The sequence below is a fragment of the Lysinibacillus sp. NPDC094177 genome, assembly GCF_050279145.1.
Lineage (GTDB): Bacteria > Bacillota > Bacilli > Bacillales_A > Planococcaceae > Lysinibacillus.
This window is the reverse complement of record NZ_JBNNTW010000004.1, coordinates 152845-176393: the sequence shown is the minus strand read 5'-3', so window position 1 is coordinate 176393 and position 23549 is coordinate 152845. Positions and strand designations below refer to the sequence as shown.

21 protein-coding genes are annotated in these 23549 nt (G+C 37.2%); 12 read left to right on the top strand and 9 right to left on the bottom strand.

Translation table 11 applies throughout. The features are described from left to right. Positions 1-226: 226 nt before the first annotated feature. From ACQKNC_RS08930 to ACQKNC_RS08920, 3 genes are all read left to right on the top strand, one after another. Positions 227-1723: a carboxypeptidase M32 gene (locus ACQKNC_RS08930; protein ID WP_427424503.1), complete on the top strand. Its 1497-nt coding sequence runs from the start codon at positions 227-229 to the stop codon at positions 1721-1723. A gap of 1121 nt (positions 1724-2844) precedes the next feature. Further along, a complete protein-coding gene (locus tag ACQKNC_RS08925; RefSeq protein WP_427424502.1) occupies positions 2845-3189 on the top strand; it encodes a hypothetical protein in 345 nt (114 codons plus the stop codon). Positions 3190-3222: 33 nt separating this feature from the next. Beyond that, positions 3223-3486 carry a ribosomal protein L7/L12 gene (locus ACQKNC_RS08920; protein WP_427424501.1) on the top strand — a complete coding sequence of 88 codons (264 nt, stop codon included), beginning with the start codon at positions 3223-3225 and terminating at the stop codon, positions 3484-3486. 371 nt (positions 3487-3857) lie between these two features. Here the strand turns inward: ACQKNC_RS08920 and ACQKNC_RS08915 are convergent, their stop codons facing one another. The 4 genes from ACQKNC_RS08915 to ACQKNC_RS08900 form a co-directional block, all read right to left on the bottom strand. Next, positions 3858-5519 (bottom strand): b(o/a)3-type cytochrome-c oxidase subunit 1, encoded by a 1662-nt coding sequence (locus tag ACQKNC_RS08915; protein WP_427424500.1) that lies wholly within the window; start codon positions 5517-5519, stop codon positions 3858-3860. Then, positions 5506-5997, bottom strand: a complete 492-nt coding sequence (locus tag ACQKNC_RS08910; RefSeq protein WP_427424499.1) for a cytochrome c oxidase subunit II — start codon at positions 5995-5997, stop codon at positions 5506-5508. Before ACQKNC_RS08910 ends, ACQKNC_RS08915 begins: the two co-directional genes overlap by 14 nt. 269 nt (positions 5998-6266) lie before the next feature. Beyond that, positions 6267-6389 carry a hypothetical protein gene (locus tag ACQKNC_RS08905; protein WP_255349996.1) on the bottom strand — a complete coding sequence of 41 codons (123 nt, stop codon included), beginning with the start codon at positions 6387-6389 and terminating at the stop codon, positions 6267-6269. 362 nt (positions 6390-6751) lie between these two features. Beyond that, positions 6752-7207, bottom strand: a complete 456-nt coding sequence (locus ACQKNC_RS08900) for a chemotaxis protein CheX (protein ID WP_427424498.1) — start codon at positions 7205-7207, stop codon at positions 6752-6754. Positions 7208-8596: 1389 nt separating this feature from the next. Here ACQKNC_RS08900 and ACQKNC_RS08895 point away from each other — a divergent pair. Together ACQKNC_RS08895 and ACQKNC_RS08890 are read left to right on the top strand one after the other, a co-directional pair. Next, on the top strand, positions 8597-12208 hold the full coding sequence (locus ACQKNC_RS08895) for a dynamin family protein (RefSeq protein WP_427424497.1): 3612 nt from the start codon (positions 8597-8599) through the stop codon (positions 12206-12208). Between the two features lie 10 nt (positions 12209-12218). Continuing rightward, a complete protein-coding gene (locus ACQKNC_RS08890; RefSeq protein WP_427424496.1) occupies positions 12219-13028 on the top strand; it encodes a sulfurtransferase in 810 nt (269 codons plus the stop codon). 19 nt (positions 13029-13047) lie between these two features. Here the strand turns inward: ACQKNC_RS08890 and ACQKNC_RS08885 are convergent, their stop codons facing one another. Continuing rightward, complete coding sequence (locus ACQKNC_RS08885) at positions 13048-13224, bottom strand: hypothetical protein (protein ID WP_427424495.1); 177 nt, start codon at positions 13222-13224, stop codon at positions 13048-13050. 94 nt (positions 13225-13318) lie between these two features. Here ACQKNC_RS08885 and ACQKNC_RS08880 point away from each other — a divergent pair, with 94 nt between their 5' ends. The 5 genes from ACQKNC_RS08880 (at position 13319) to ACQKNC_RS08860 (ending at position 18004) form a co-directional block, all read left to right on the top strand. Further along, positions 13319-13834, top strand: coding sequence for a sigma-70 family RNA polymerase sigma factor (locus ACQKNC_RS08880; RefSeq protein ID WP_427424494.1), 516 nt, complete (start codon positions 13319-13321; stop codon positions 13832-13834). Beyond that, positions 13831-14937, top strand: coding sequence for a hypothetical protein (locus tag ACQKNC_RS08875; protein ID WP_427424493.1), 1107 nt, complete (start codon positions 13831-13833; stop codon positions 14935-14937). The genes ACQKNC_RS08880 and ACQKNC_RS08875 overlap by 4 nt, the downstream gene beginning before the upstream one ends. Then, on the top strand, positions 14930-15481 hold the full coding sequence (locus ACQKNC_RS08870) for a hypothetical protein (RefSeq protein WP_427424492.1): 552 nt from the start codon (positions 14930-14932) through the stop codon (positions 15479-15481). The genes ACQKNC_RS08875 and ACQKNC_RS08870 overlap by 8 nt, the downstream gene beginning before the upstream one ends. A gap of 59 nt (positions 15482-15540) precedes the next feature. Then, positions 15541-16371, top strand: coding sequence for an MBL fold metallo-hydrolase (locus ACQKNC_RS08865; protein WP_427424491.1), 831 nt, complete (start codon positions 15541-15543; stop codon positions 16369-16371). 430 nt (positions 16372-16801) lie between these two features. Beyond that, positions 16802-18004: an NAD(P)-dependent malic enzyme gene (locus ACQKNC_RS08860; RefSeq protein ID WP_427424490.1), complete on the top strand. Its 1203-nt coding sequence runs from the start codon at positions 16802-16804 to the stop codon at positions 18002-18004. Positions 18005-18068: 64 nt separating this feature from the next. On the opposite strand, the gene ACQKNC_RS08855 is transcribed toward ACQKNC_RS08860, so the two are convergent. The 3 genes from ACQKNC_RS08855 to gdhA form a co-directional block, all read right to left on the bottom strand. Beyond that, a complete protein-coding gene (locus tag ACQKNC_RS08855) occupies positions 18069-18722 on the bottom strand; it encodes a YIP1 family protein (protein ID WP_427424489.1) in 654 nt (217 codons plus the stop codon). Positions 18723-18900: 178 nt separating this feature from the next. Beyond that, positions 18901-19587 carry a phosphoribosylaminoimidazolesuccinocarboxamide synthase gene (locus ACQKNC_RS08850; RefSeq protein WP_427424488.1) on the bottom strand — a complete coding sequence of 229 codons (687 nt, stop codon included), beginning with the start codon at positions 19585-19587 and terminating at the stop codon, positions 18901-18903. A 178-nt stretch (positions 19588-19765) separates the two neighbouring features. After that, positions 19766-21139: an NADP-specific glutamate dehydrogenase gene (gdhA, locus tag ACQKNC_RS08845; protein ID WP_427424487.1), complete on the bottom strand. Its 1374-nt coding sequence runs from the start codon at positions 21137-21139 to the stop codon at positions 19766-19768. Between the two features lie 187 nt (positions 21140-21326). Between gdhA and ACQKNC_RS08840 the strand changes: the two genes are divergently transcribed. After that, positions 21327-21800: a YaiI/YqxD family protein gene (locus ACQKNC_RS08840; RefSeq protein ID WP_427424486.1), complete on the top strand. Its 474-nt coding sequence runs from the start codon at positions 21327-21329 to the stop codon at positions 21798-21800. Then, a complete protein-coding gene (locus ACQKNC_RS08835; protein WP_427424485.1) occupies positions 21790-23130 on the top strand; it encodes a D-serine ammonia-lyase in 1341 nt (446 codons plus the stop codon). Before ACQKNC_RS08840 ends, ACQKNC_RS08835 begins: the two co-directional genes overlap by 11 nt. Before the next feature lie 78 nt (positions 23131-23208). Here the strand turns inward: ACQKNC_RS08835 and ACQKNC_RS08830 are convergent, their stop codons facing one another. Next, positions 23209-23400, bottom strand: coding sequence for a hypothetical protein (locus tag ACQKNC_RS08830; RefSeq protein WP_337990887.1), 192 nt, complete (start codon positions 23398-23400; stop codon positions 23209-23211). Positions 23401-23549 lie beyond the last annotated feature (149 nt).

The following is a 23549-nucleotide window of genomic DNA, read 5'->3' as shown; positions in this document are numbered from 1 at the left end:
TAACAACTACTGATTTCCAACAGAAAATTGGTACAGAGGATCGAACGCAAGCCGTTGTATACGCTATTCGCAATAGGATAGTTTTGTAGATAAACTGAGGAAGAATGTATAACAAATTATAAATTGTGAGTAGCTACTATATGCTGCAACAAATACTATAAAGTCCATAATATACAAAATTTTCGAAAATATGATAAACTAGTAGCGGGAAAAGGAGGTTGTTAGCATGACTGTACAACAATTTACTGACTATGTGAAAAAAATGCAGCACTACGGAGAAGCACTGAGTGTGATTTATTGGGATATGCGAACAGGTGCGCCTAAGAAAGGGTTAGCACAACGTTCAGAGGTAGTTGGAACATTATCTGCCTCCTTATTTGAGATGCAGACTAGTGAAGAATTAGGGGAATTACTAACGGATCTAGAGGGGCAAAAGGGAGATCTCGATTATGTTACGCTGCGTGTAGTAGAGGAAGTACGTAAAGAGTATGATCAAAATAAAAAAATTCCGGCTGATGAATATAAGGAATTCGTAATTTTACAATCTAAAGCGGAAACAGCATGGGAAGAAGCAAAGGCAACTAATAATTTTGCTTTATTCCTACCTTATTTAGAGGAAATTATAAGCTGGCAGAAGAAATTTATTCAATATTGGGGTATTAAAAACGGTTCTCCATACAATACATTACTAGATTTATATGAACCTGATATGACGACTGATGTTTTAGATCAAGTTTTTGGTGAATTACGTGAAACAATCGTTTCTCTTGTGCAAAAAATCGCAGCTTCATCAAATAAACCAGATACAAGTATATTATTTAAACATTTCCCTCGTGAATCTCAGCGTGCATTATCATTAGAAATGCTAGCACAACTTGGCTATGATTTTGATGCAGGTCGCTTAGACGAGAGTGTGCATCCATTTATGATTGGCTTAAATCTTGGAGATAATCGTATTACAACGAAATATGATGAAAACGATTTCCGCTCAGCAATTTTTGGAACAATCCATGAGTGTGGGCATGCTATGTATGAACAAAATATCGATGCAAAGCTTGATGGTTTACCATTAGCAACAGGTACATCCATGGGTATACACGAATCCCAATCTTTATTTTATGAAAATTTTGTAGGTAGGAACGAAAAGTTCTGGGAGCATAACTACGAGCGACTGCAAAAGTATTCACCTGAGCAATTTGGTGATGTAGCATTAGCTGACTTCCTGCGAGCAATTAATATGGTGGAGCCATCGTTTATTCGTATTGAAGCAGATGAGTTAACATATCCACTACATATTATGATTCGCTATGAAATTGAACGTGACCTATTCAACGGCGATCTTCAAGCAAAAGATCTTCCACAAGTATGGAATGATAAATACGAGGAATATTTAGGCATTCGTCCTGAAACAGATGCAAAAGGAGTACTACAAGATATGCACTGGTCGGGGGGCATGTTTGGCTATTTCCCATCCTATGCATTAGGGATGATTTATGCGGCGCAATGGAAGCATGCAATGGATAAAGATATTCCAAACTTTGATGAACTGTTAGAAAAGGGTGAGCTTCTTCCAATTCGAGAGTGGTTAACAGACAAAGTCCATCAATATGGTGCGCTGAAGAAGCCGTTTGAGCTACTTCAAGAGGCGACAGGGGAAGGCTTAAATGCCAAGTATCTTGCAAACTACTTACAAGAAAAATATACAAAGCTATATCAGCTCTAAAGGAAAGAGGCTGGGACAAAACCTCAATAAATAATTTAATTATAGTAAGAAGCCCGGGGGATTTTACGAACAGTAAAGTTTTCCGGGCTTTGTATTTGAGGTATTCCACGTAAACAAGTTCAGAGACTCCAATTAAAACCATTATATCTTTCCATAATCGCGCCCTTTTATGGAATAGCTAAAATATGGACTAAAAAACGGACATAAAATGCCAATAAGACAAATCTAATTTTTTTTTTATTATACAATTCCAATGACTCTTCAACTTCGTCCCATTTTACATTCACTTGTATAACTTCATCTTCACTTACTTTTGCCCCGCCTTTTGAACATCCTACCGAGGTAAATGTCAAATTTTTAGGTGGTTCAGTGAAATCCTCTGTTTTATTCCCACTGATTGTAGGTCATCTTTCCCGTGGGATTTTGTATGTGTTGGTGAATAATCTAGGTAGAACTATGTGGAGAACGAAATGATAGGTATATCGCTTTAAAAAGGATGAAATTCTTATACAAGATAGTAATAAGAATGGTCTATAAAATTTAAGAGTGCCCATCTAAGCAACTTCGAAAATTCGATGTACTTAACAGGCATAAAATCGGTTCTGATTTTTGACCTCTGGCGATTTAATTAAAGCATTGAGGAAGGATAGAGGAGCAATCTTTACAAACATTTACTAAGCTTTATCCCCGTTACATTTTTTTGGTCAATATTCTGTATGGTTTGAAGATATTTATAATATCTTTGAATCATACATTTTCTGGCTTTTATCAATTTTTGTTCAATTACCAACAAAAATTGATTTTGAAATTTTTATAGCTAATGATAAGTTTAATATACTCCGGAGAAAGTAAAAAAAGAGAAAATACCAATATTATATTTTAAAAATTTAGATAACTAGAGATGGAGCATCTTGAAAAATTTAATTGGAGGTATCGGTATGAATGTTAAATCAAGGAATAAAGTATGTAAACCTTTAATTTGGCTCATGTCAATTGCCTTAATGCTTTCTATCTTTCCACCTAGCATAGCTAGTGCTCAATAAAATTATGATGATTCCACACCAAAAGAACTTAAACAACCGATCGAAACATTAAAAGCTATAGAAGAAATCCCTGATGAATTGTTAGAATCAGGGGACTCTGAAGCTATTAATCAATACTTCAATGATAGAGGTATTACATCTCGTGTTTACAATCCCGAAATCGGGGAAAAAGCACCTATGATTAAACAGCCACGTGGATGGTGGAATTGTAGTTTAGCTATTGGAGAATTAGTTTTAATGAACGCTATTCCTATTGCCAAATTAACTAAAATTAAAAAGTATATTAAAGAATTAGGTGGCGCAATAGAAACAGCTAAATTATTAGTTGGAGCAACAACAGCTAAAGAAAAAATTGCTGCTTTAACTGCATTAATTGCAGAACTAACTGGATTTACAAATGTAAAAAATGCATGTAATCTATAAAAATAAGTAATAGAAGGAGGGTTCAAGAGAGATATGACTACACAATTATCTTTATTTATAATAACCCTATGTGCAGTTTGTATTATAGGTGTTCTTTTAAGTAAAAATAAAAAATTAAATCAAACAAAACTTGTCACTATCAATTCTGAAAACCCTGAACTTATTTCAGAAATCCGAAACATGGTTAAATCTAACATAGATAATACCAAAATAGTAAAGCATGTTAGAGAAAAAACTGGCTTAGGACTAGTCGAAGCAAAAAAGTATATAGACAATATTAAAACTAAAAAAGAGTAGCTTAATGTTATGTCAACCTATAATGTATAAATAAGATTTTACGCCATAACTCGTAAGTCAGAGAATCCATCATAATCGCCGGTAATACGAACACTACCAGCTATTAGCGCTCGCTTTCGCTATTTTTCCGAATCCAACAGATACGCGTACAGGACCTACGTGGGTTACTTTTTTTGATCGAATGGAAGAGGAGTATTTTGAATTACCCACCATATTGTCGCAGATACCTGTTAGCAGAGAAGTGGGGTAGAGAAATAAGAATAGCTCAATGAATCCAAGAAAAAAGAGAACTCGAATGACTTCGATTTCTCTTTTTTTGGATATCCGCTAGTTATGTCCCATCCGCTTTTTCATGAAGTTACAAAACATTGTTACCAAAGCTTAAAGCCTTTAGAGCCAGGAGGGGAGTTAGAAATAATATCGATAATTGGAATAGTATAAGCAAATAAAATTAATGCTACTAAAATAACAAGCCATACTTTAAAGTTCTCTAAGATAGCTGGTGTCGTACCACCGTTTTCATGTACTTCACCAACTGGGAATTCCTCTTCGCCTTTTGGTGCAAACCATGCTAATTTCACTACAATATAAATTATGAGTAAAATAGCGATGAATAGGATTGTGCCACCAACAGCTTGTGCGATTTGATAAGGAATCCAATCATAAGCTTGTTGAGCACCGCCATACTCAGAGTAATCGGATCGACGAGGTGCACCGATTAGACCAGCGATATGCATAGCTGTAGACATAATTGTCATACCAGTAGCCCATAAAATAGCTGCAAAATTACCAAGATTGTTTAAAGGTTTAGTCAGTGTGCGACCTGTTAAATGTGGAATTAACCAAAATGCCGCACTGAAATAAGTTAATACGACTGTTGTTGCAATTGTTAAATGGAAATGTCCTGTAACCCAAATGGTATTATGGATTAATTGGTTCATTTGGTAAGAAGCATTGATGATACCGCCTGCGCCACCAGGAATAAATGCTACCATACCGATAAATGGCACGAAGAAACGAGCATCTTTCCATGGTAATTTTTTAAACCAGCCGTAAAGCCCTTTCCCACCTAATTCACGTCCACGTAATTCAAACATTGCAAACATCGAAAAGGCAGTCATTAAAGATGGTACAATTACGGCAAATGTTAAAACAACTTGTATGAATTTCCATGTGCCAGTAATACCTGGCTCTGTTAATTGGTGATGGATCCCAACTGGTACAGAGAAAATTAAGAACAGCATGAATGATAGTCTTGCTAAAGAATCAGAGAAAATTTTTCCGCCAATAACATTAGGAATAATGACATACCAAATCATGTAAGCTGGTAATAACCAGAAGTACACAAGAGCATGGCCAAAATACCAGAATAATGTACGGGATAGTGCTACGTCAACACGCTCGATAAAGCCTAAGGACCATGGAAGTAGCTGGAATAGAACAGAAACAGCTACACCTAGAGTTGCTACGAACCACATTAAATTATTGACAACAACCATAAATGATAATAATGGGCTTCGTTGTCCGCTTCCTTTGTTTTCTTTACGCCACTGTGCATATCGTAAAATTTGGCCAGCGCCGCCAACCCAAGAACCAACAACGACTAATGTAAGGCCTAGATAGAATACCCAGTGAGCTTTTAGTGGAGCATAGAACGTATATAAAACAGATGCTTCGTTAAGTAGAACCATTATTGCAGCAGCTGCTGTACCAATAGTCATTAACCAGAAGCCAATCCAGCCAAGGCGACGTTGACCAGCTGTAAAAGTCCCTGACGTACGGCTAACACTGGCAATTTGGAAACCAAAAATAAAGAAAGTTGTTAAAATAAGACCAAGTAAAACGCCATGTACGGTTAAAACTTGATAGTAACCAATGCCTGCTGGTAATGTAAATTGACCAGAACGAACAAAAACTTGTAATAAACCTGCGAGACCCCCTAATAACAATGCGATGAATGCCACATAAATATGTGCCATTGCTAGCTTCGCATCACGACGATCCACTTTTGTCAAATTATTATTTAGACTCATTTGGATCCACCACCTTTAGCATAGAGTGCATCATCGTATGTCCTGTACCACAGTATTCATTACATACGATTAAAAACTCTCCTACTTTATTTACTTTTGTCACATATTCAGAAATGTAACCAGGTTCAAGCATCATATTAATATTTGTACCGGCAACTTCAAAACCGTGCATTACATCTGCACTTGTTGCGATAAATTTCACCTTAGCTCCTAGTGGAACTTCAATTTCTGGAGGATTGTAATTAAATGCTGATGCTAAAACAACCACTTCATAATCCCAATCCTTACCTTCTACTTTATGAACACCCGGATTATCGAAGGGGGCAAATTCTTTTACTTTCTCATAATCTAGTGTTTTTTTACCATTGTTCGGATGTGAGCCTTGATGGAATGCGCCGATGCCAAGAATGATAAGGAATGCTACTAAAGTAGCAACTCCGAACACAAGCCAATACTTCTCATATTTATGTAAGTGCATATGTCTCTGTCCTTTCTTAGTAGAATCAATTATGCCTCGGCATAATTGCGTCCGGAATCGGCTTTGTGCTTAGGCCTGCGTGAGGGCCGACAAGATGTCGGTCATTTCGGTAATGCCACAGGACGTGGTGCTTTTACCGATGCAGGTCAGTTAGCCGTTATCGCATGGATGCGATGATTTTAGGCTAACATCCTTTATTAACTCCTTTCCGATTCCGTGTCAACCGCCGGAGGCTTTAATTTCTTTCAGTGGAAACCCGCTGAAAGAAGTTAAAAACGATTGATGAACAAATCGAAGCAGTACGCCCAAAGCAGAATTATAATGATTCCTACTCCAAATACCGCATAGAGTGAACCTTTTAAATTTTCATCTGACTTTTTTTTATTTGCCATTTTTGCTCCTCCTACGCTTTTATTGTGTCTTTCTAATTGCCATGATATATAAATAAATTTCATTTTGATGTGAAAAAAATCACACATCTTGCCGGATTTTGTGAAATATATGTGAAAAATTGAGGGGGGAATAAAAAAATAGCCACCTCAATAGTCATTGAGATGGCCACTTATGCGTTGGAATTGGGGTAATTTTTATTAAAATTTCTTATTTTTCAAGAAATTTTACTATTTGAAATTTAGACCTGAGCCTTATGGGGCATCCACTGTTACTTAATGCGAATGACAAAAGCTCGATCATAAATGTTAAATGTATTGGCATAGGATATATCATTTGGTACAGTCTGGTATTCTAGAAAACTCTATTCTTCTTCAATTGTTAAAAGAACTGTCAGTGCACCAATGCTTGGAATTGTAACAGGGAGTATAAATGCCTTATCAAAGCCATATAACTTTGTATTGCCAACCATTACTGTTGGCGGTGTGATATCGATTTCTAAGCTTTCTTGTCCTACGGTTGTACATAAATTTCCTGCAATCATATTTCCAAATTCCCCTGTGAAGGATTCCAACATTTCTCCCTCAAGAGGCATACCAAACATAGTATTGCCGATGCCACTAAATACTTCAGGAGAGGAATCAATGATTACACGGCCCTTTAAATCTCCTATTAAACCAATTAAAACACCCATTTGCTGTTGTTGAAAAGGTTCAGAAATAATACTAGGCGTTTTCACTTCAATATCCATAGGTAGGATCGATTTTAAAGCGTGAATTGTCCCGTTTAAAATAGTTTGAAAGTACTTCGAATTACTCATCATTACCGCATCCTTTTTCCGACTTTTCTACATCTTACCATGTTGAAAGGGTAAGATGAAAGTATGTCTTGACGAATTAGTGGGAAATTTATATTATATTAATGAGAATGATTTTCAAAATCAATGAATTGACGTTTCAGTCTATTTTTAAATACAAATTTTTATTAAAAAGGAGCGGTTAGCGATGACATTCGTATTCATTGGAGCGACAGTGCTTATTTATATTGGAGTGGGGAAACACGTCATGAAACAGGCGACTGCACATTTAAAATAAGAGGATATCAATAACAATAATATTCATACTAGTAGAGCATGGTCCGAGTAATTTTGGGATTATGCTTTTTTTTTATGAATACTATTTATTTATCTTTATGCAATCATATTATGTATAAAGGGCTAGTTTACGCAAAGCAACATAGAGAGGGCGGTGAAGGTAATCGCACACCAAACTTAATTTTCTTTACCTTAAAATATGAAGAGAATTATTATTTGCATAGTTGTGCAGCTATTTTGCAATAGAAAATAGTAGTTTTTTAGAACAATAATAGCCTATCAAATTGAGGATGATGACATTTGTTAAAACGTATGCAATACATAAGTTGATCTTCGTTCCGATTGGGCGATTCCTTGGGGATTAACGATAGAGGAACGAAGGCTAAAATCATCACATCCTGTGATAACTCCTTCGTGACCAACATCGGTGCTGTTGCTGTTGCTACGTTGCACTACGCTTTCGCACAGACAAAAACACTTTGCTGCCGCTACGTTAACACTACGCTTTCTCGCAAAAGACATCTGTTGGCTAGACGCCCACAGGAAGCTCTGCTCTGCGCGAAAGTGAAGCGGCAGCGATAAAAGCGCCCAGTCGGAACGGAAACAACCCCCACGTTTTGATAGTGAGCCCAAATAATACTTTAATTTATTTGTTAAACAGGACGATATGGATGAATATGGCGTCTGAAACCCCGATATCTATGCTTTTCAAAGTAAATTAGTGTTATACATTGCGTGTCGAATAAGGTAGAATATTATTTATGATATCTTCATTCATAAAAACTACTTCCGGCTGAGTGGGTAGGTGAATGCGGATATAGTTCTTTTCCAAATAAGACTGAAATAGAGGAACTCAGTCTAAGAACGCCACGTCCTGTGGCAACGACTGAGTGACCAACATCGTGTTGCTGACGCTACGTTAGCACTGCGCTTTCGCACAGAAAACATTTGTTGGCCTAATGCCTCCGGCGGATGTCACGGATTATTAAAGGAGTGAATTGTGCTCGCACAATTCAAAATCCGGACGCATTGTTTATCTGTAGCGAAAGCAAAGCGTCAGCTACAATTACGCCAAGGCGAAATTGATTAATATAAATAAAGGGGTTACTGGTTTTTATGAATGATTTTGAACAACAGTTGGAGGCGCTATTAAAGCAAGCGTCGTTACAATACATAATTTATCAGCATAATGGTGATACAGAGCGTATGGATAAGACATCACTTTTTGCACGTAAAATACAGCAAAAAGAATATGTCATTGGCTTTGCAGGCCATTTCTCTGCTGGTAAGTCGAGTATGATTAACGCATTATCAGGTGAAGATTTACTTGCCGCAAGCCCTATTCCAACGAGTGCCAATATCGTTAAAGTCCATAAATCAGATGAAGACTTTGCGGTTGTCTATATGCACAATGAAAAGCCTGTAAAATTTGAAGCAGGCTATGATTTTAAAACAGTTAAAGAGCTTAGTAAAAATGGGGATCTAGTGTCACAAATTGAAATCGGTCATAGCACATCGACATTACCACTAGGCGTTACAGTTATGGATACACCAGGTGTCGACTCGACAGATGATGCACACCGAATGTCCACAGAGTCAGCCCTTCATATTGCTGATATCGTATTTTATACAATGGACTACAATCACGTGCAATCGGAATTGAATTTTCAATTTACAAAGCAATTAATGAAGTACAATCCAAACGTTTATTTAATCGTTAACATGATTGATAAGCATAATGATAATGAATTAAGCTTTGAGGATTTTAAAGCAACAGTTCACAACTCCTTTGCAGCTTGGGGAGTTGTCCCAAAGGGCATATTTTTCACTTCATTAAGAGAGCCTGAGCTCCCATATAACGATTTTGAGGCTGTAAAGAAAATCGTTATGGATAGTATGAACGATTGGCAGGATCAACTAGTACAGACTTCTTCAAATACGCTACGCTTATTACAAAGTGAGCATGATAATTATTTAACGGAGGAAAGACAAGATCGTTTAGACATCGATGAAGATGTATTAAGTGCCGATGACTGGGCAAACCATAAAGATATTTTAGAGCAGTACAATAAGTTAAATCGTCAAGTTGAATTGTTCTCGATTGAGGCATGGAATGAAACGTTCGAAGAGCAACGTAAAGAACTTCTTACGAATGCTGCCATTATGCCAGCTGATTTACGTGATAAATTACGTCTATATTTAGAGAGTCAGCAGGATGGTTTCAAGGTAGGGGGCTTATTTACTGCTAAGAAAAAAACAGAGGAAGAGCGTAATCGCCGTAAAGAGGATGCCTATAGTGCCTATCAAAATGTTGTCCATGCACAGATTACTGGACATTTAAAAGGGCTAATGAAAAAGGTGTTAAAGGATGTCAGTGCATTAAATGAAGAACGTGCTACAACTATTGATGCCTACGCCTTTGAATTACCATTCTCACTTATTGAGCAGCAGGTACAAGTTGGTGCTATATTAACCGGAGATGCCGTTCTAAACTTCGCAAACCGTGTGGCAGAGGCAACAAAACGCTACTTCATCCAGGAAACAGATAATTGGAAGGATGCGCAAGCAACAACTTTAGAAGCGGTGGCTACTGAAATAGCTGCTCCATCTAAATTAAAAATGGCAGGGATGCAGGAGAAAGTTGATGCCATTCAGGCAGTACTTGAAATCGAGGGCTATCAGCAATATAGTGCTAGTATTATGCATCAGGCAAGCAATGAAATACGTCAACTAGCAAATCAACAGCTTACAAATTGGGATAATGCCTTTAAGCAAGATTTAGCTGATATTCGATTATTTGATGAATCGATGTTAAAACCAAAAGAGGTAGTGTTACAACAGGAAGAGGCACAGCAAGCAATTAGTGCTACAAGCCTTCCTATTGAAGGTGTAGTTAAGCGTGCACTTCATACGGCAAATGCTGTAAAAGACGTACAAGGCTTTGCTGAAGTAGCAACTTACTTAGAAAATAAAGTAGAACGATTACAGAAAAAGGATTTCACAATCGCGCTGTTCGGTGCATTTAGTGCAGGGAAATCCTCGTTCTCTAATGCGTTAATGGGTGCCAAAGTTTTACCTGTATCACCAAACCCTACAACAGCAGCTATTAATAAAATTCGTCCTGTGACACCAGAGCATCCGCATGAAACAGCAGATGTATTGTTAAAAACAGCTGACCAAATGCTAGAGGATATTCAAGCTTCATATGCAGCAGTTGGTTTATCGGTTTCTTCTTTAGTAGAAGCGTTTAATCGTGCAGATGAGGGACTTGCGGTCCAACTATCAGACGAACGCTTAAATGTGCATAAATCATTTATTCGAGCATATAAAGAAGGATTCCCAACATTTAAGTCTGAACTTGGAAAAGTATTACGTGTTAACCGTGAAGAGTTCGAAAAATTTGTAGCGCAGGAAAATAAATCATGCTTTGTAGATAACATTGATTTCTATTATGATAGTCCGTTAACACGCATGGGTGTGACACTTGTTGACACACCAGGAGCAGATTCTATAAATGCGCGTCATACAGGTGTTGCGTTTGAATATATTCGTAATGCTGATGCAATCTTGTTTATTACTTATTATAATCATGCTTTTGCTAAAGCTGACCGTGAGTTTTTAATCCAGTTAGGGCGTGTGAAGGATGCTTTCGAACTTGATAAGATGTTCTTTATCGTCAATGCAATTGATTTAGCGACTACAGAAGAAGAACAGGAAGATGTAAAAGGCTATGTCCGTTCGGAGCTACAACGCTTTGGTATTCGTTTCCCTCGACTATACGGTGTGTCAAGCTTATTGGCATTGAAAGAAAAAGTAGAGGGTGCTGATTTAACATCAGGTATGCCACCTTTCGAAGAAGACTTCCACACATTCTTAAATGATGAATTAAGTGCATTGGCTGTTCAGGCACTCGCAGAGGAAGTCGATAAAACGGAGCAACGTTTAGGTGACTTAATTGCACAAACAGAAGATAACTTAAAGCGTAAGGATGAGCGTTTAGAAGAATTAACAACTCTTGAACAGCATATAAAATCGAAGTTCAATTCGCTTAATACAAGTATGTTAGAAAGTGAAACGAAGCAAGAGCTTGATGAATTACTGTATTATGTTCTTCAGCGTGTATATTATCGTTACCCAGAGTTCTTTAAGGAAGGCTATAATCCGTCAACATTTGCAGCAATGCCAGCTCAGCAAGCATTAGAACATGCATTAAAGGAAGTAATGCAAAGTTTGCGATTTGACTTTACACAAGAAATGCGTGTAACAAACTTCCGTTTATCACAGTTTATTAGTAAGAAGATGCAACTGCGCTTTAAAGATGAGGTACGTGAGCTCAAAGAATTGAACCGTAGCTTCTCATTCTTAACGTTTGAATCTTCTGAGCCAGATTTACTTGATTTTGAAGGGCCATTTACAGATATCACGAAATATTCGGGTGTGAAATCACACTTCCGCAATCAAAAGGCATTCTTTGAGAAGAATGAAAAAATGAAGCTAAGTGAAGCGCTTGAAGTATTAACTAAACCAGATGCGCAAAACTATTTAGATTCACAGAAAGTATCCCTAATGACATGGGCTATTACTTATATTGCTGAGGAAGCGGAGAATTTACGTCTGCATATTTTCCATCAGGCACTTGAACAAATCGCAACAGAAAGACTTGCACTTCAGGAAGAAAGTCGATTAGCTTCTTGGAAAGCTATTTACGAACAATTACAATACGCATGAGGTGATTCATTTGGGAAAAGTATTCAAATCAGTTGAGGAAATTCAGTTAGATGGAGTCCGTTTCGTAGATGCTCGTTTTGATTTACAAAAAAAAGAGGCAGGTTATAAAATATTTGAAGAGGGTCATGCACCAGGAGCAATTTATATCGATCTAGAGCAGGATCTATCAGATATGGGGTCCAGCGATGGTCGCCATCCTATGCCAAATAAGGAAAAGCTATCGGCAGTATTTCAAGGATTAGGATTAAACTACGAGGATCAAATTGTCGTTTACGATCAAGGAGCTGCACCATTTGCACCACGTGCTTGGTGGATGCTGACATATGCGGGCTTTCCAAATGTAGTGATTGTGAATGGTGGCGCACCTGCTCTCGAGGAAAAAATATCTTTCACAAAAGACATTATAAAATATCCACCGACTACGATTGAATTTGTTTGGCGAGATGAGCTGTATGCCCCACGTGAAGCAGTTAAAACCATTGTTGATGGCGAAGTCGAAGCGACGTTGCTAGATGCACGTGCAGCAGCTCGCTATCGTGGTGACGTGGAGCCTCTTGATACGGTAGCTGGGCATATTCCAACAGCGAAAAACTTTGACTGGGAGCAATTAAAGTCAGATGGTCATCTGCAAGCCAATGATGAGTTACGCAGCAAAGTTGCCCGCGACGAGCACGTTGTTGTGTATTGCGGCAGCGGTGTTACAGCATCACCATTGTATGCAGTCCTAGCAGATGAAGGTTATGAAAATATTCAACTGTATGTAGGCAGCTATAGTGACTGGATTACACAATATAATGTAGAAAAAGGGACAAATGAATAATTGATTGAAGAAGAAACGCTCACTTTGGTGAGCGTTTTTTTCTTGGAGTGGGATGGAAAGAGTAGTGAAAGCGACGGAAAGAATGATCAAAGCGACGGAAAGGGCAGTGAGAGTGACGGATAGAATGGTCAAAGCGACGGAAAGAATGGCCAGAGTGATGGAAAGAGCAGCCAAAGCGATGGATGGAACGATACAAATATTATAAGAACCTCGACTATTTTAAATTATTTTTTGATATTTAAAGCTAAATTTCCCACTTTAAGGTCTAATAGGTAAAGGGGGGTGAGTTAGTGCAGGAAATACTCGTCCAACGAGCAAAAGAGGGCGATGCTGAAGCGTTCGCACAATTATTTTCACAGTATGAAATAGACGTATATAAAATGGCTTATGTATATGTAGGAAATGAGGCTGATGCACTTGATGTTGTGCAAGAGGTCGCTTACCGCAGCTTTAAATACATACATTCATTACAGAGCGTCACTTATGTAAAAACATGGTTAATAAGGATTGCTATTAATTGTGCGACAGATTTGCTAAAAAAGCGGGGAGAGATCTTACCGTTTGAGGCGGGATTAGAAATAATTGAAGAGCCACTTGAGGAGCTTCCGGAAAAATGGGCGTTGGAAGATGTCATGACAAAGCTCACAAAAGAGGAAAAAGACGTTATATTACTTCGATTTTATCATGATTATACGTTGTCTCAAGTAGCTCATTTTTTGCAACTAAAATTAGGAACTACGAAAACCATTTTGTATCGTGCATTAAAAAAATTAAAGCAAGCGCTTGAACAGGAGGTACAAGGATGAACGATTTTAAGAAGCAGTTGGATCAAATTGATATTCCAAAATCGTTGCATAAGCGTAGCCTACAAGGTATTGAACAGGCAAAAAATGAGCTACAAAAGCCTAAACGTTGGATGCCTAAAATATTGACAGTTGCTGTGACAATCGCAGCGGGAGGCTTTATAGCTTTAAGTGTCGGAAAGCACGATACACGACAACAGCAGTCGAGCAGTTTATTAGATGGAAGTCTGTCCTCACCTATTGTGTATTGGAGCATAGCAATTTTCCTCATGGTTATGACTATTTTCATTGTGAAAATGGCAATTCGAAAAGGGATTGATAAAAAGGTGAGTATAGCAATGGGCTTCATTATGACGCTATTGCTCGGTAATAGTGCATTTTATTTGCAAAATCAATTGCCAAGACCAATCGCGGTTCCACTTGTGCAAACCTTCTTTAGTAACAATGAGACCTATGACTTTACAATCCATTATATTACAAATAAAGATGATCGGCGTTTTGTGAAATATTTACAGGGCGACAATCTTACATTGCTAGCAAGTTACTATGGCGATAGAGAAAATAAAGGAATCTCATATTATCCAGCAGATGTCAGAAATGAAAGTGCTCATCAGTTTATGCGCACAGCTTATTTTGTTGGGATTAAAGAAGAGATACAGGCACTGATTAACAGTAAGGAAGTGTTTCTGGTGCTTGATGATGGTGAGAAGTTACCGACGACATTGCAATTTGATTTCGACCATTCAGATAAAGAGCTAAAGGAGCCTAGGGGGACAACTGGTAGCTTTGATGGTGACGAAACAGCGACTTTTGATATGGTACAAGATGTAGTGCTGGATACAGTAAATATACCTGAAGTATTAAAGCGTAGTGTCAGTTTTACGAACATTATGGTCAATGAAATTGCATATACGGAAAAGGATCTTCCTATTACTGTGAAAAAGGGGCAGCAAGTAACAATCTCATTCCATGTTAGTGGGACTGGAATGGATGTACATGCGGAGGTTGGAGTTAGTGGTTCAGATGGAATACTACCAATATGGATGCATAGAGAAGCTTCATTCAATATTCCAAAAATACGAGAGGAGATTGAGAGGTATGATTGATTTGGCAGAGAAACAACGGCAATTGAAATTACTAAAGTGGCTAACGATTGCTCTATCTTTAAAACTAGTATTTTTAAATGTATATCCATACGTCTTTTATGTTCAGCAAATATTGATTTACTTAGCATTTATGAAGAGTCTGTCTTATTTTAAAGGTAAATCATTGATCAAAAAATATATTTTCCTTGGAATCATACTTTTAATTGCAAATATTGTAACCTCAAATTTGCTTTCAATTACATGGCACTTAGTGTTAACGGTAAGTGTTGATTTACTCATTATTTTAGAATTCGGCAAGATTTTAGTAGAAATTGAGAGAAGAAATAATATGCTCGAATCTACTGCAAGAATTATGAAAAAATATATGTGGATTGTACTCTGCGTTACTGCAAGCTGGACTTTTATTGTGAATATAGAATACGATGCGATGGTATCTCTATTAATAGTAGGAGCGGTTTTGATATTAATCGTCAATTTACGTTTACTTTTCCATTTGCGTAGCTTGAAAAAGAACATTAAATTAACGATGAGAGTTGTTATGTAATCATAAAATGACTGGTTATTCATTTTGTGCTACACTTTTTTACAAAGGGGTGAAAAAGGGTGTTTAAACGAGAAAAAAGTATAGAGATTCAACAAAATCGTGATGTGCAATGTGCTCACGGTAAAGTGGCAGTTCATGGTATTGGTATGAGTGTTTTTAGCTTTTTTGTAGATGGGTTACTAATTGATGCAGGTTCATACTCGCTTTCGCAGGAGTTCCAATCCTTTTTTAACGAAATACCGTTTGAACAATTGGCGCTCACTCATTCTCATGAGGATCATTCAGGAAATGCAGCATGGATTCAACAACAAAAGGGGATACCTATCTATATTCATCGTGATTCGGTAGGTTTTTGTGCAAAGGATGGAGAGTATCCTTTGTATCGACAGGCATTATGGGGTGAGCGACCAGCATTTATTGCTCAACCGTTAGGCGATACATTACAAACGAAATCAGCTACATGGGACGTTATTGAAACACCAGGGCATACGACAGATCATCTATCATTTTATAATCGAGAAACAGGTGCTATGTTTACAGGTGATTTGTATATACAGACGAAAACTAAGGTTGTCCTTGATGAAGAAAATATCGTACATACCTTGGCTTCTTTAAAGAAAATATTAAACTATGATTTCGAGGTAGTGTATTGTTGTCATGCAGGCTTTCTAGCGGATGGTCGAGCGAAAATACAAGAAAAAATTGCTTATTTAGAAGATATGGAGAGTAATATAAGGCAATTATTTTATAAAGGTTATTCGGAAGAAGAAATTACTAAATCAATATTTCCTCGTGATTATCCGATTACAAAAGTATCGGGGGATCAGTGGTCATCCAAGCATATTATCACCGCATTTATAAATCAATTTACGCAAGAGTCCTTAAAATAAGGGCTCTTTTTGTTGTTTAGAGTAATTTTGTTTAGGAATCGAAGGAAACGAAAAAAAGAATACTTTAATCTACATAATAAAAACTTTGTGAAAAAATGTGAAGGAAATGTGACGAATCTAGATGGAATAATGGATACGCTTACATTAGTTTGTGAAAAATTTCTCATTTACATAAGAAAAATACTATGTGAAAAGTTGAACAGGTTTAATGGCGGTAATTGTACGTTCTTATAAAAGGAAATTAGTGCTAAGGTTATACTGAAATAATTGATTGTGAAGTAAATAACAAAATGAAAAAGTTGGTTAGACGATTATAGATGGCGCTATTTCGAAGAAAAAATAAAATTGACAGAAAATTCGTTGACTTTACTTTCACAAAGTATTATGATTCTGGAATATATAATAATTCAGAAGAAAAGGATGGGATCGAATGGACGTTATGAAAAAAGCTTTAGAAATGCACGAGTATTATAGTGGAAAATTAGAGGTGATTTCTAAGGTGCCTGTGCAAGATTCATATGATCTAAGTCTTGCGTATTCTCCAGGGGTTGCTGCGCCTTGTATAGAGATTGAAAGAAATCCTTCACTTGTTTACGACTATACAATGAAAGGTAATATGGTGGCTGTTGTTTCAGACGGTACTGCGGTATTAGGATTAGGAGATATTGGTCCGAAGGCGGCATTACCAGTAATGGAGGGAAAGGCTATTTTATTAAAGCGTTTTGCCAATGTTGATGCTTTTCCTATTTGTTTAGATACAAAGAATACGGATGAAATCGTCAACATTGTGAAGGCGCTTGCTCCCACTTTTGGAGCTGTAAATTTAGAAGATATCTCAGCGCCAAGATGCTTTGAAATTGAAGATCGTCTGCGCCAAGAATGTGATATTCCTATATTCCATGATGATCAGCATGGTACAGCGATTGTTGTAGGTGCAGGGATGATTAATGCCAATCGTATTGTGAAAAAAGATGTGGCAACGATGAAGGTCGTCATTAATGGTGCAGGTGCAGCGGGTATTGCTATTTTACGTATTCTTGTGCAAATGGGCTATAAAAATATTTATATGTGTGATACAAAAGGTCTCATTTATGAAGGTCGTGCTGAAGGTATGAACCCAATTAAAGAAACGGTTGCCCATTTAACAAATCCAGAAAAATTACATGGCACATTGGAAGATGCCCTTAAAGGTGCTGATGTCTTTATCGGCGTATCAGTTGCCAATTTATTAACAGAAGCACATATTGCTTCAATGAATGAAAATCCAGTCGTGTTTGCACTAGCAAATCCAAATCCTGAAATTACGTATGAAAACGCCAAGGCATGGGGTGTTCGTGTTATGGGGACAGGACGCTCAGATTATCCAAATCAAATTAACAATGTGCTTGCTTTCCCTGGTATTTTCCGTGGGGCATTAGATGTCAGAGCAACAGATATTAATGAGGCGATGAAGATAGCCGCAGTGGAAGCGATTGCCTCACTTGTAAGTGATGAAGAATTAACGGAGGAATATATTGTACCTAAATCATTAGATGAGCGAGTTGTTGAAATCGTTTCGCAAGCGGTAAGTGGTGCAGCTGTTGAGTCAGGTGTGTCGGAGTTATTCCAACAAAATACAGTGCTTTCGGTTTAATCTACTCTACTTATACAAGTGAATCAAAAAAATCTCCCACTCTCATTAGAGAGGGGAGATTTTTTTACATCGTTCCGAAAAAAATACCGAAAACGAAAATGAGAACAATAATCAGAATAATGATTAAGACAAAGAAAATAATGCTTGGAATTAAGAGTGTAAAGAAGGCCATCCAATTGGATATTTGATGTGCCTCTGCAACAACTCCTACAGTAATGACGATTGCCCAAACTCCAATCACAATTGTTACTAAAATGGCTAGCCAAAAAATCCAAGGGTAAGGTCCAGCAAAGTCAGGATCCATTAAAGACTCAGGTGATGTAAATAACCAAATTAAATAAAAAGGAATAAGTACTATAAAGGGAATCGCAGTTAAACTTAGCCCTTTGAATAACTGTGAGTACTTAGCTGTTCCTTTAAAAAGTTTACCGAACAGCCAAGTGACTAGTGCAGCAAAAGCCGTACCGATTATTCCTGAAATTGGAGATAGAATAACACATAGTAGTACGATTAGCCAAGGAGACCAGTCTATAAAAGATATCCTATCAATAAGGTCTGAAAGTGTAACACCAATATAACCAATTGACATAAGAAGAATCGCAAAGCCTATTGATTTTTTTTCTATCATGTAACGGGTTGTTTGCTTTGGATGCAACCAAATAGACAAAAATGGATTAACCTTTAGCCTTTCTTGTGATGTTTCATTAAAGTCATCCATTAATTTACCTCCAAAATAATAGTATAAATACATTAAGCGTATAAATAGTATACGAATGATTCAATGGAAAGTTTCGAAAGAAAAAAATTATTTTACTAACAAAAAAGAGCCGCAAGTAAGCGACTCCTCTTGATTATTCGTATCTAGTCAGACGTGGCATATTAATAGAATGGATTTTTTATTCAGCTAACATAATTTTTTCAAGTTCTAATGGTTCAATGTATTGTTCGCCTTTGTAAGCGCGCATATTACCACCTGAAATTTCATCTATTAATAAAATTTCGTTTGTTTTAGCATCACGACCAAATTCTAATTTAATATCATAAAGTGTCAACTCTTTTTTTGCAAGCTCTACCGCAACAAATTTAGCAATTTCAATTGTACGTTGCTTTAAAATTGCGTATTCTTCGTGTGTTAACAGGTTTAACATTGCTAAAGCATCTTCAGAAATAGGAGGATCTAATCGATCGTCATCTTTGATGGTAACTTCTACAAAAGAATCTAAGTCTTGACCTTCTTTCACGTAAGCACCATAGCGACGTAGGAAAGAGCCCACTGCCTTGAAGCGGCAAATGACCTCTAAACCTTTACCGAAAACAGTTGCAGGCTTTACCGTCATTGTTGCATCGTTGAAGTTTGCATCAACATAGTGAGTAGGAACACCTTGTTCGTTTAGTTTTGAGTAGAAATAAGAAGTTAAGCGAAGTCCAGCTAAACCAGCACCGTCGATTGTTAATCCGACAGTATTAGCACCTGGGTCGAATACGCCGTTTTCACCAGTTACATCGTCTTTAAATTTTAATAAATAATGACCATCTTCTAATTGAAACACATTTTTCGTTTTACCTGTATACAATAATTCCACAAAAAACCCTCCAATATTTCGTAGTACTTCATTATTATAACACGAATATTTTAAATGTTTAATAGTAAAAATGTTCGTTTTAAGAAATATTATTTGTGTTTTTTAACTCTGCTGCTAACTAAAAACAAGATGATAACGAATATTTGTTATCATCTTGTGAAAGGGATTTTAAATTTTTTTAATAAACGCCTTCAGCTAGCATACCATCAGCAACTTTTATGAAGCCAGCGATGTTCGCGCCAACTACAAGGTTCCCAGGGTAACCATATTTTTCAGCAGCTGCTTTACTATCCGCGTAAATGTTTTTCATAATTTCATGTAATTTAGCATCTACTTTTTCAAATGACCAGAATACGCGACTAGAATCTTGCGCCATTTCAAGAGCAGATACAGCAACACCTCCGGCATTAGCAGCTTTAGCTGGACCGAATAATACGCCCGCATTTAAGAATTCGTTAATTGCTTCAAGGTCTGATGGCATGTTTGCACCTTCACCAATAGCTTTCACACCGTTAGAGATTAAAGTACGAGCTGAATCGCCATTAATTTCATTTTGAGTAGCGCATGGAAGGGCGATGTCACAAGGAATAGTCCAGATACCAGTGCAGCCTTCTGTAAATGTAGCATTAGGACGATAGTTTAAGTAAGTGGAGATACGATCGCCTTTTACTTCTTTAATTTCTTTAATTGCAGCAAGATCTAAACCTTCTGGATCGTAAACATAACCCGAAGAGTCAGAGCAAGCAACGACTTTTGCGCCATAGGCTTGTGCTTTTTCAATTGCATATGTTGAAACGTTACCAGAGCCAGAAACTACAACTGTTTTACCCTCAAATGAATCGTTGGCGTCTTTAAGCATTTCTTTTACAAAATATACAGTACCATAACCAGTTGCCTCTTTACGGGCTAAAGAACCACCGTAGCCAGGAGTTTTACCAGTTAATACACCAGATTCGTTTGCTTTTGTTAAACGCTTATATTGACCCCATAAATAGCCTACTTCTCGAGCTCCAACACCGATATCACCTGCTGGAACATCGACATCTGGACCAATATGGCGGTATAATTCAGTCATGAATGCTTGACAGAAACGCATGATTTCCGAATCTGATTTACCTTTAGGATTGAAGTTTGATCCACCTTTACCACCACCGATAGGTTGGCCAGTTAAAGCATTTTTAAAAATTTGTTCAAAGCCTAAGAATTTGATAATTGATTCATTTACGGAAGGGTGGAAGCGAAGACCGCCTTTATATGGCCCCATTACATTGCTGTATTGCACACGGTAACCACGGTTTACTTGAACTTGATTGTTATCATCTTGCCAAGCTACACGGAAGGAAATGATACGATCTGGCTCAACGATACGAGATAGAATATTGGCTTTAATATATTCAGGGTGTTGTGCAAATACAGGCACTAATGAAATGAAAATTTCTTCAGCTGCTTGTAAGAACTCCGCTTGATAACTATTTTGTTGTTTTAGTTGCTCGAATACACCATCAACGTATTCTTTTGCTAATTGGTCGTTGCTTACAGTTGTAGTTGTCATAGTAAAAAACCTCCAGTTATTTGATATGTGTATCGTATATCTATTTTTCGCACTATTCAATAAAATACTTTTCTCAAAAGTCTTAAGTTTGTGAAAAATTGAACAAGGCGAGGGTGGAATTTGTTATATTAAAATAATAATGAGATGAGTGACTTATCTAATTATGAGAAAGGAATGATGCTTTATTGTGAAGGTTTTAATTGACGCTGATGCCTGTCCAGTCGTGGATTTAGCGCTATCTATATCATCTGAGTTTGAGATAGAAACAATCTTGTTTTGCGATACGTCCCACCGTATTGAACGTGATAATGTAATAACAATTATTGTTCCTAAGGGTCCAGATTCGGTTGACTTTACGCTAGTGAATGCGCTTTCAAAGCATGATATTGTCATTACACAGGATTACGGTTTAGCGGCTATGGTTTTGGCAAGAGGAGGTTATCCAATCGATCAAAATGGACGAGAAATGTCCGATGAAAATATCGAACGTTTGCTCGATATGCGCCATGTTGGTCAAAAAATTAGACGTGCTGGTGGGCGTACGAGAGGACCTAAAAAACGAACACAAGAAAACAATATTTCGTTCGAATTGAAATTTCGACAAATTTGTGAACGAGCAATTTTAGCACAAAAAATGGAGGCAACTGAAGATGAAAAATGAACTTAAACACGAACTATTAAATGAATTTCCAAGGCTAAAAGAATTAGCAAATCATGATACTGTGCTTTGGGAAAATGCAAGTCGAAAAAATCAGGCGAAGACAAATCTTTTCTCAATGGAGGAAGTTGAGGAGGCAGAAGAAACACTTCAACGCTTTTCTTCCTATTTAACAGTAGCATTTCCAGAACTTTTGGAAAGCAATGGAATTATTGAATCATCGATACAAGATATATCTTTGATAAAGAAAGCTCTTGAAAAGGAATTTGAAGTTTTAATACCAGGTCAATTTATCTTAAAATGCGATCATGCCTTGCCAATTTCCGGCTCTATTAAAGCCCGTGGTGGTATTTTTGAAGTATTAAGACATGCAGAGCGGCTTGCAATCGCTAGTGGAAAACTAACAAAAGAGGATAATTATGCAGTATTGGCAACAGAGGACTTTCAAGCGTTCTTCCAGCAATACACAATTGCCGTAGGTTCTACAGGTAATTTAGGATTAAGTATCGGCATTATGGGCAAAAAACTCGGCTTTAATGTCGTTGTACATATGTCGAGTGATGCAAAAGAGTGGAAAAAAGCATTGCTGCGTGAAAAAGGTGCGACAGTTATTGAATATGAAGCTGATTATAGCGTTGCTGTAGAACAAGGTCGTCGAGAGGCTGAACAAGATCCTATGTGTCATTTTATTGATGATGAGAATTCAAAGGACTTATTTGCTGGTTATGCAGTGGCGGCGAAGCGTTTAAAAGCACAGTTTGAAAAGACGAACATTAATGTGGATGAAGCTAATCCATTGTTCGTATATTTGCCGTGTGGTGTAGGTGGAGGACCAGGGGGAGTTGCGTACGGCATTCGCGAAATTTTTGGAGAGCATGCCCATATCTTCTTCGCTGAGCCCGTAGCATCCCCTTGTATGACAATTGGCTTAATGACAGGTTTGCATGACGCCATTAGTGTAGAAGATATTGGTCTTAATAATAAAACCGAAGCAGATGGCCTTGCTGTTGGCCGTGCTTCTAAATTTGTTGGCAAAGTAATGGAGACTTATGTGAGTGGTTGCTACACAGTGAAAGATGAAGAATTATTTAAATCACTATCATTAGTTATGGGGGTAGAAGGATTATTTTTAGAGCCATCTGCACATGCAGGGATGTTCGGACCGATACAGTTAATGAAAAATGGACAAAGTTATTTAGAAAAGCATGATTTAGTTGATAAGATGGAGCAAGCTACTCATCTTGTATGGGCAACGGGTGGAAGTATGGTGCCGGTGGAAATGCGTGAGGAATACATGGCAAAAGCAGTGCAAATAGCAAGAATTAATGATTAAGGTAGTTAGTTAATAAGAAAACGCAAGAATGCTATCAAAATCAACATTCTTGCGTTTATTACTTTTGCTCATTTAGAGTTATTTATATAAATAGTCCAACGCTTGATAATCTTCCTGATAGCGTCCACCGTCCGCTACTTCAGCGTGATATAGAGCTTTTAAAGCATAATTTTTTTGCAAATCCATTTCGGACATTAATTCTTTTAGGCGATCATGTAATTCACGGTTTTCTTTCACAAGTTGCTGCATTTGTGGTTTAAAATATTTCATACTGTCTAACTCCTCAATTTATAACGTGCTTATTAGTATAACACTTTTAGCTTTTGAAAATGCACTTATATTCATAATTCTGGCTGTAAAAGATTATTCGGTCGATCATGCCGTGAAGTATTGGCCTAAATTGTAATTTTACTTCAGAT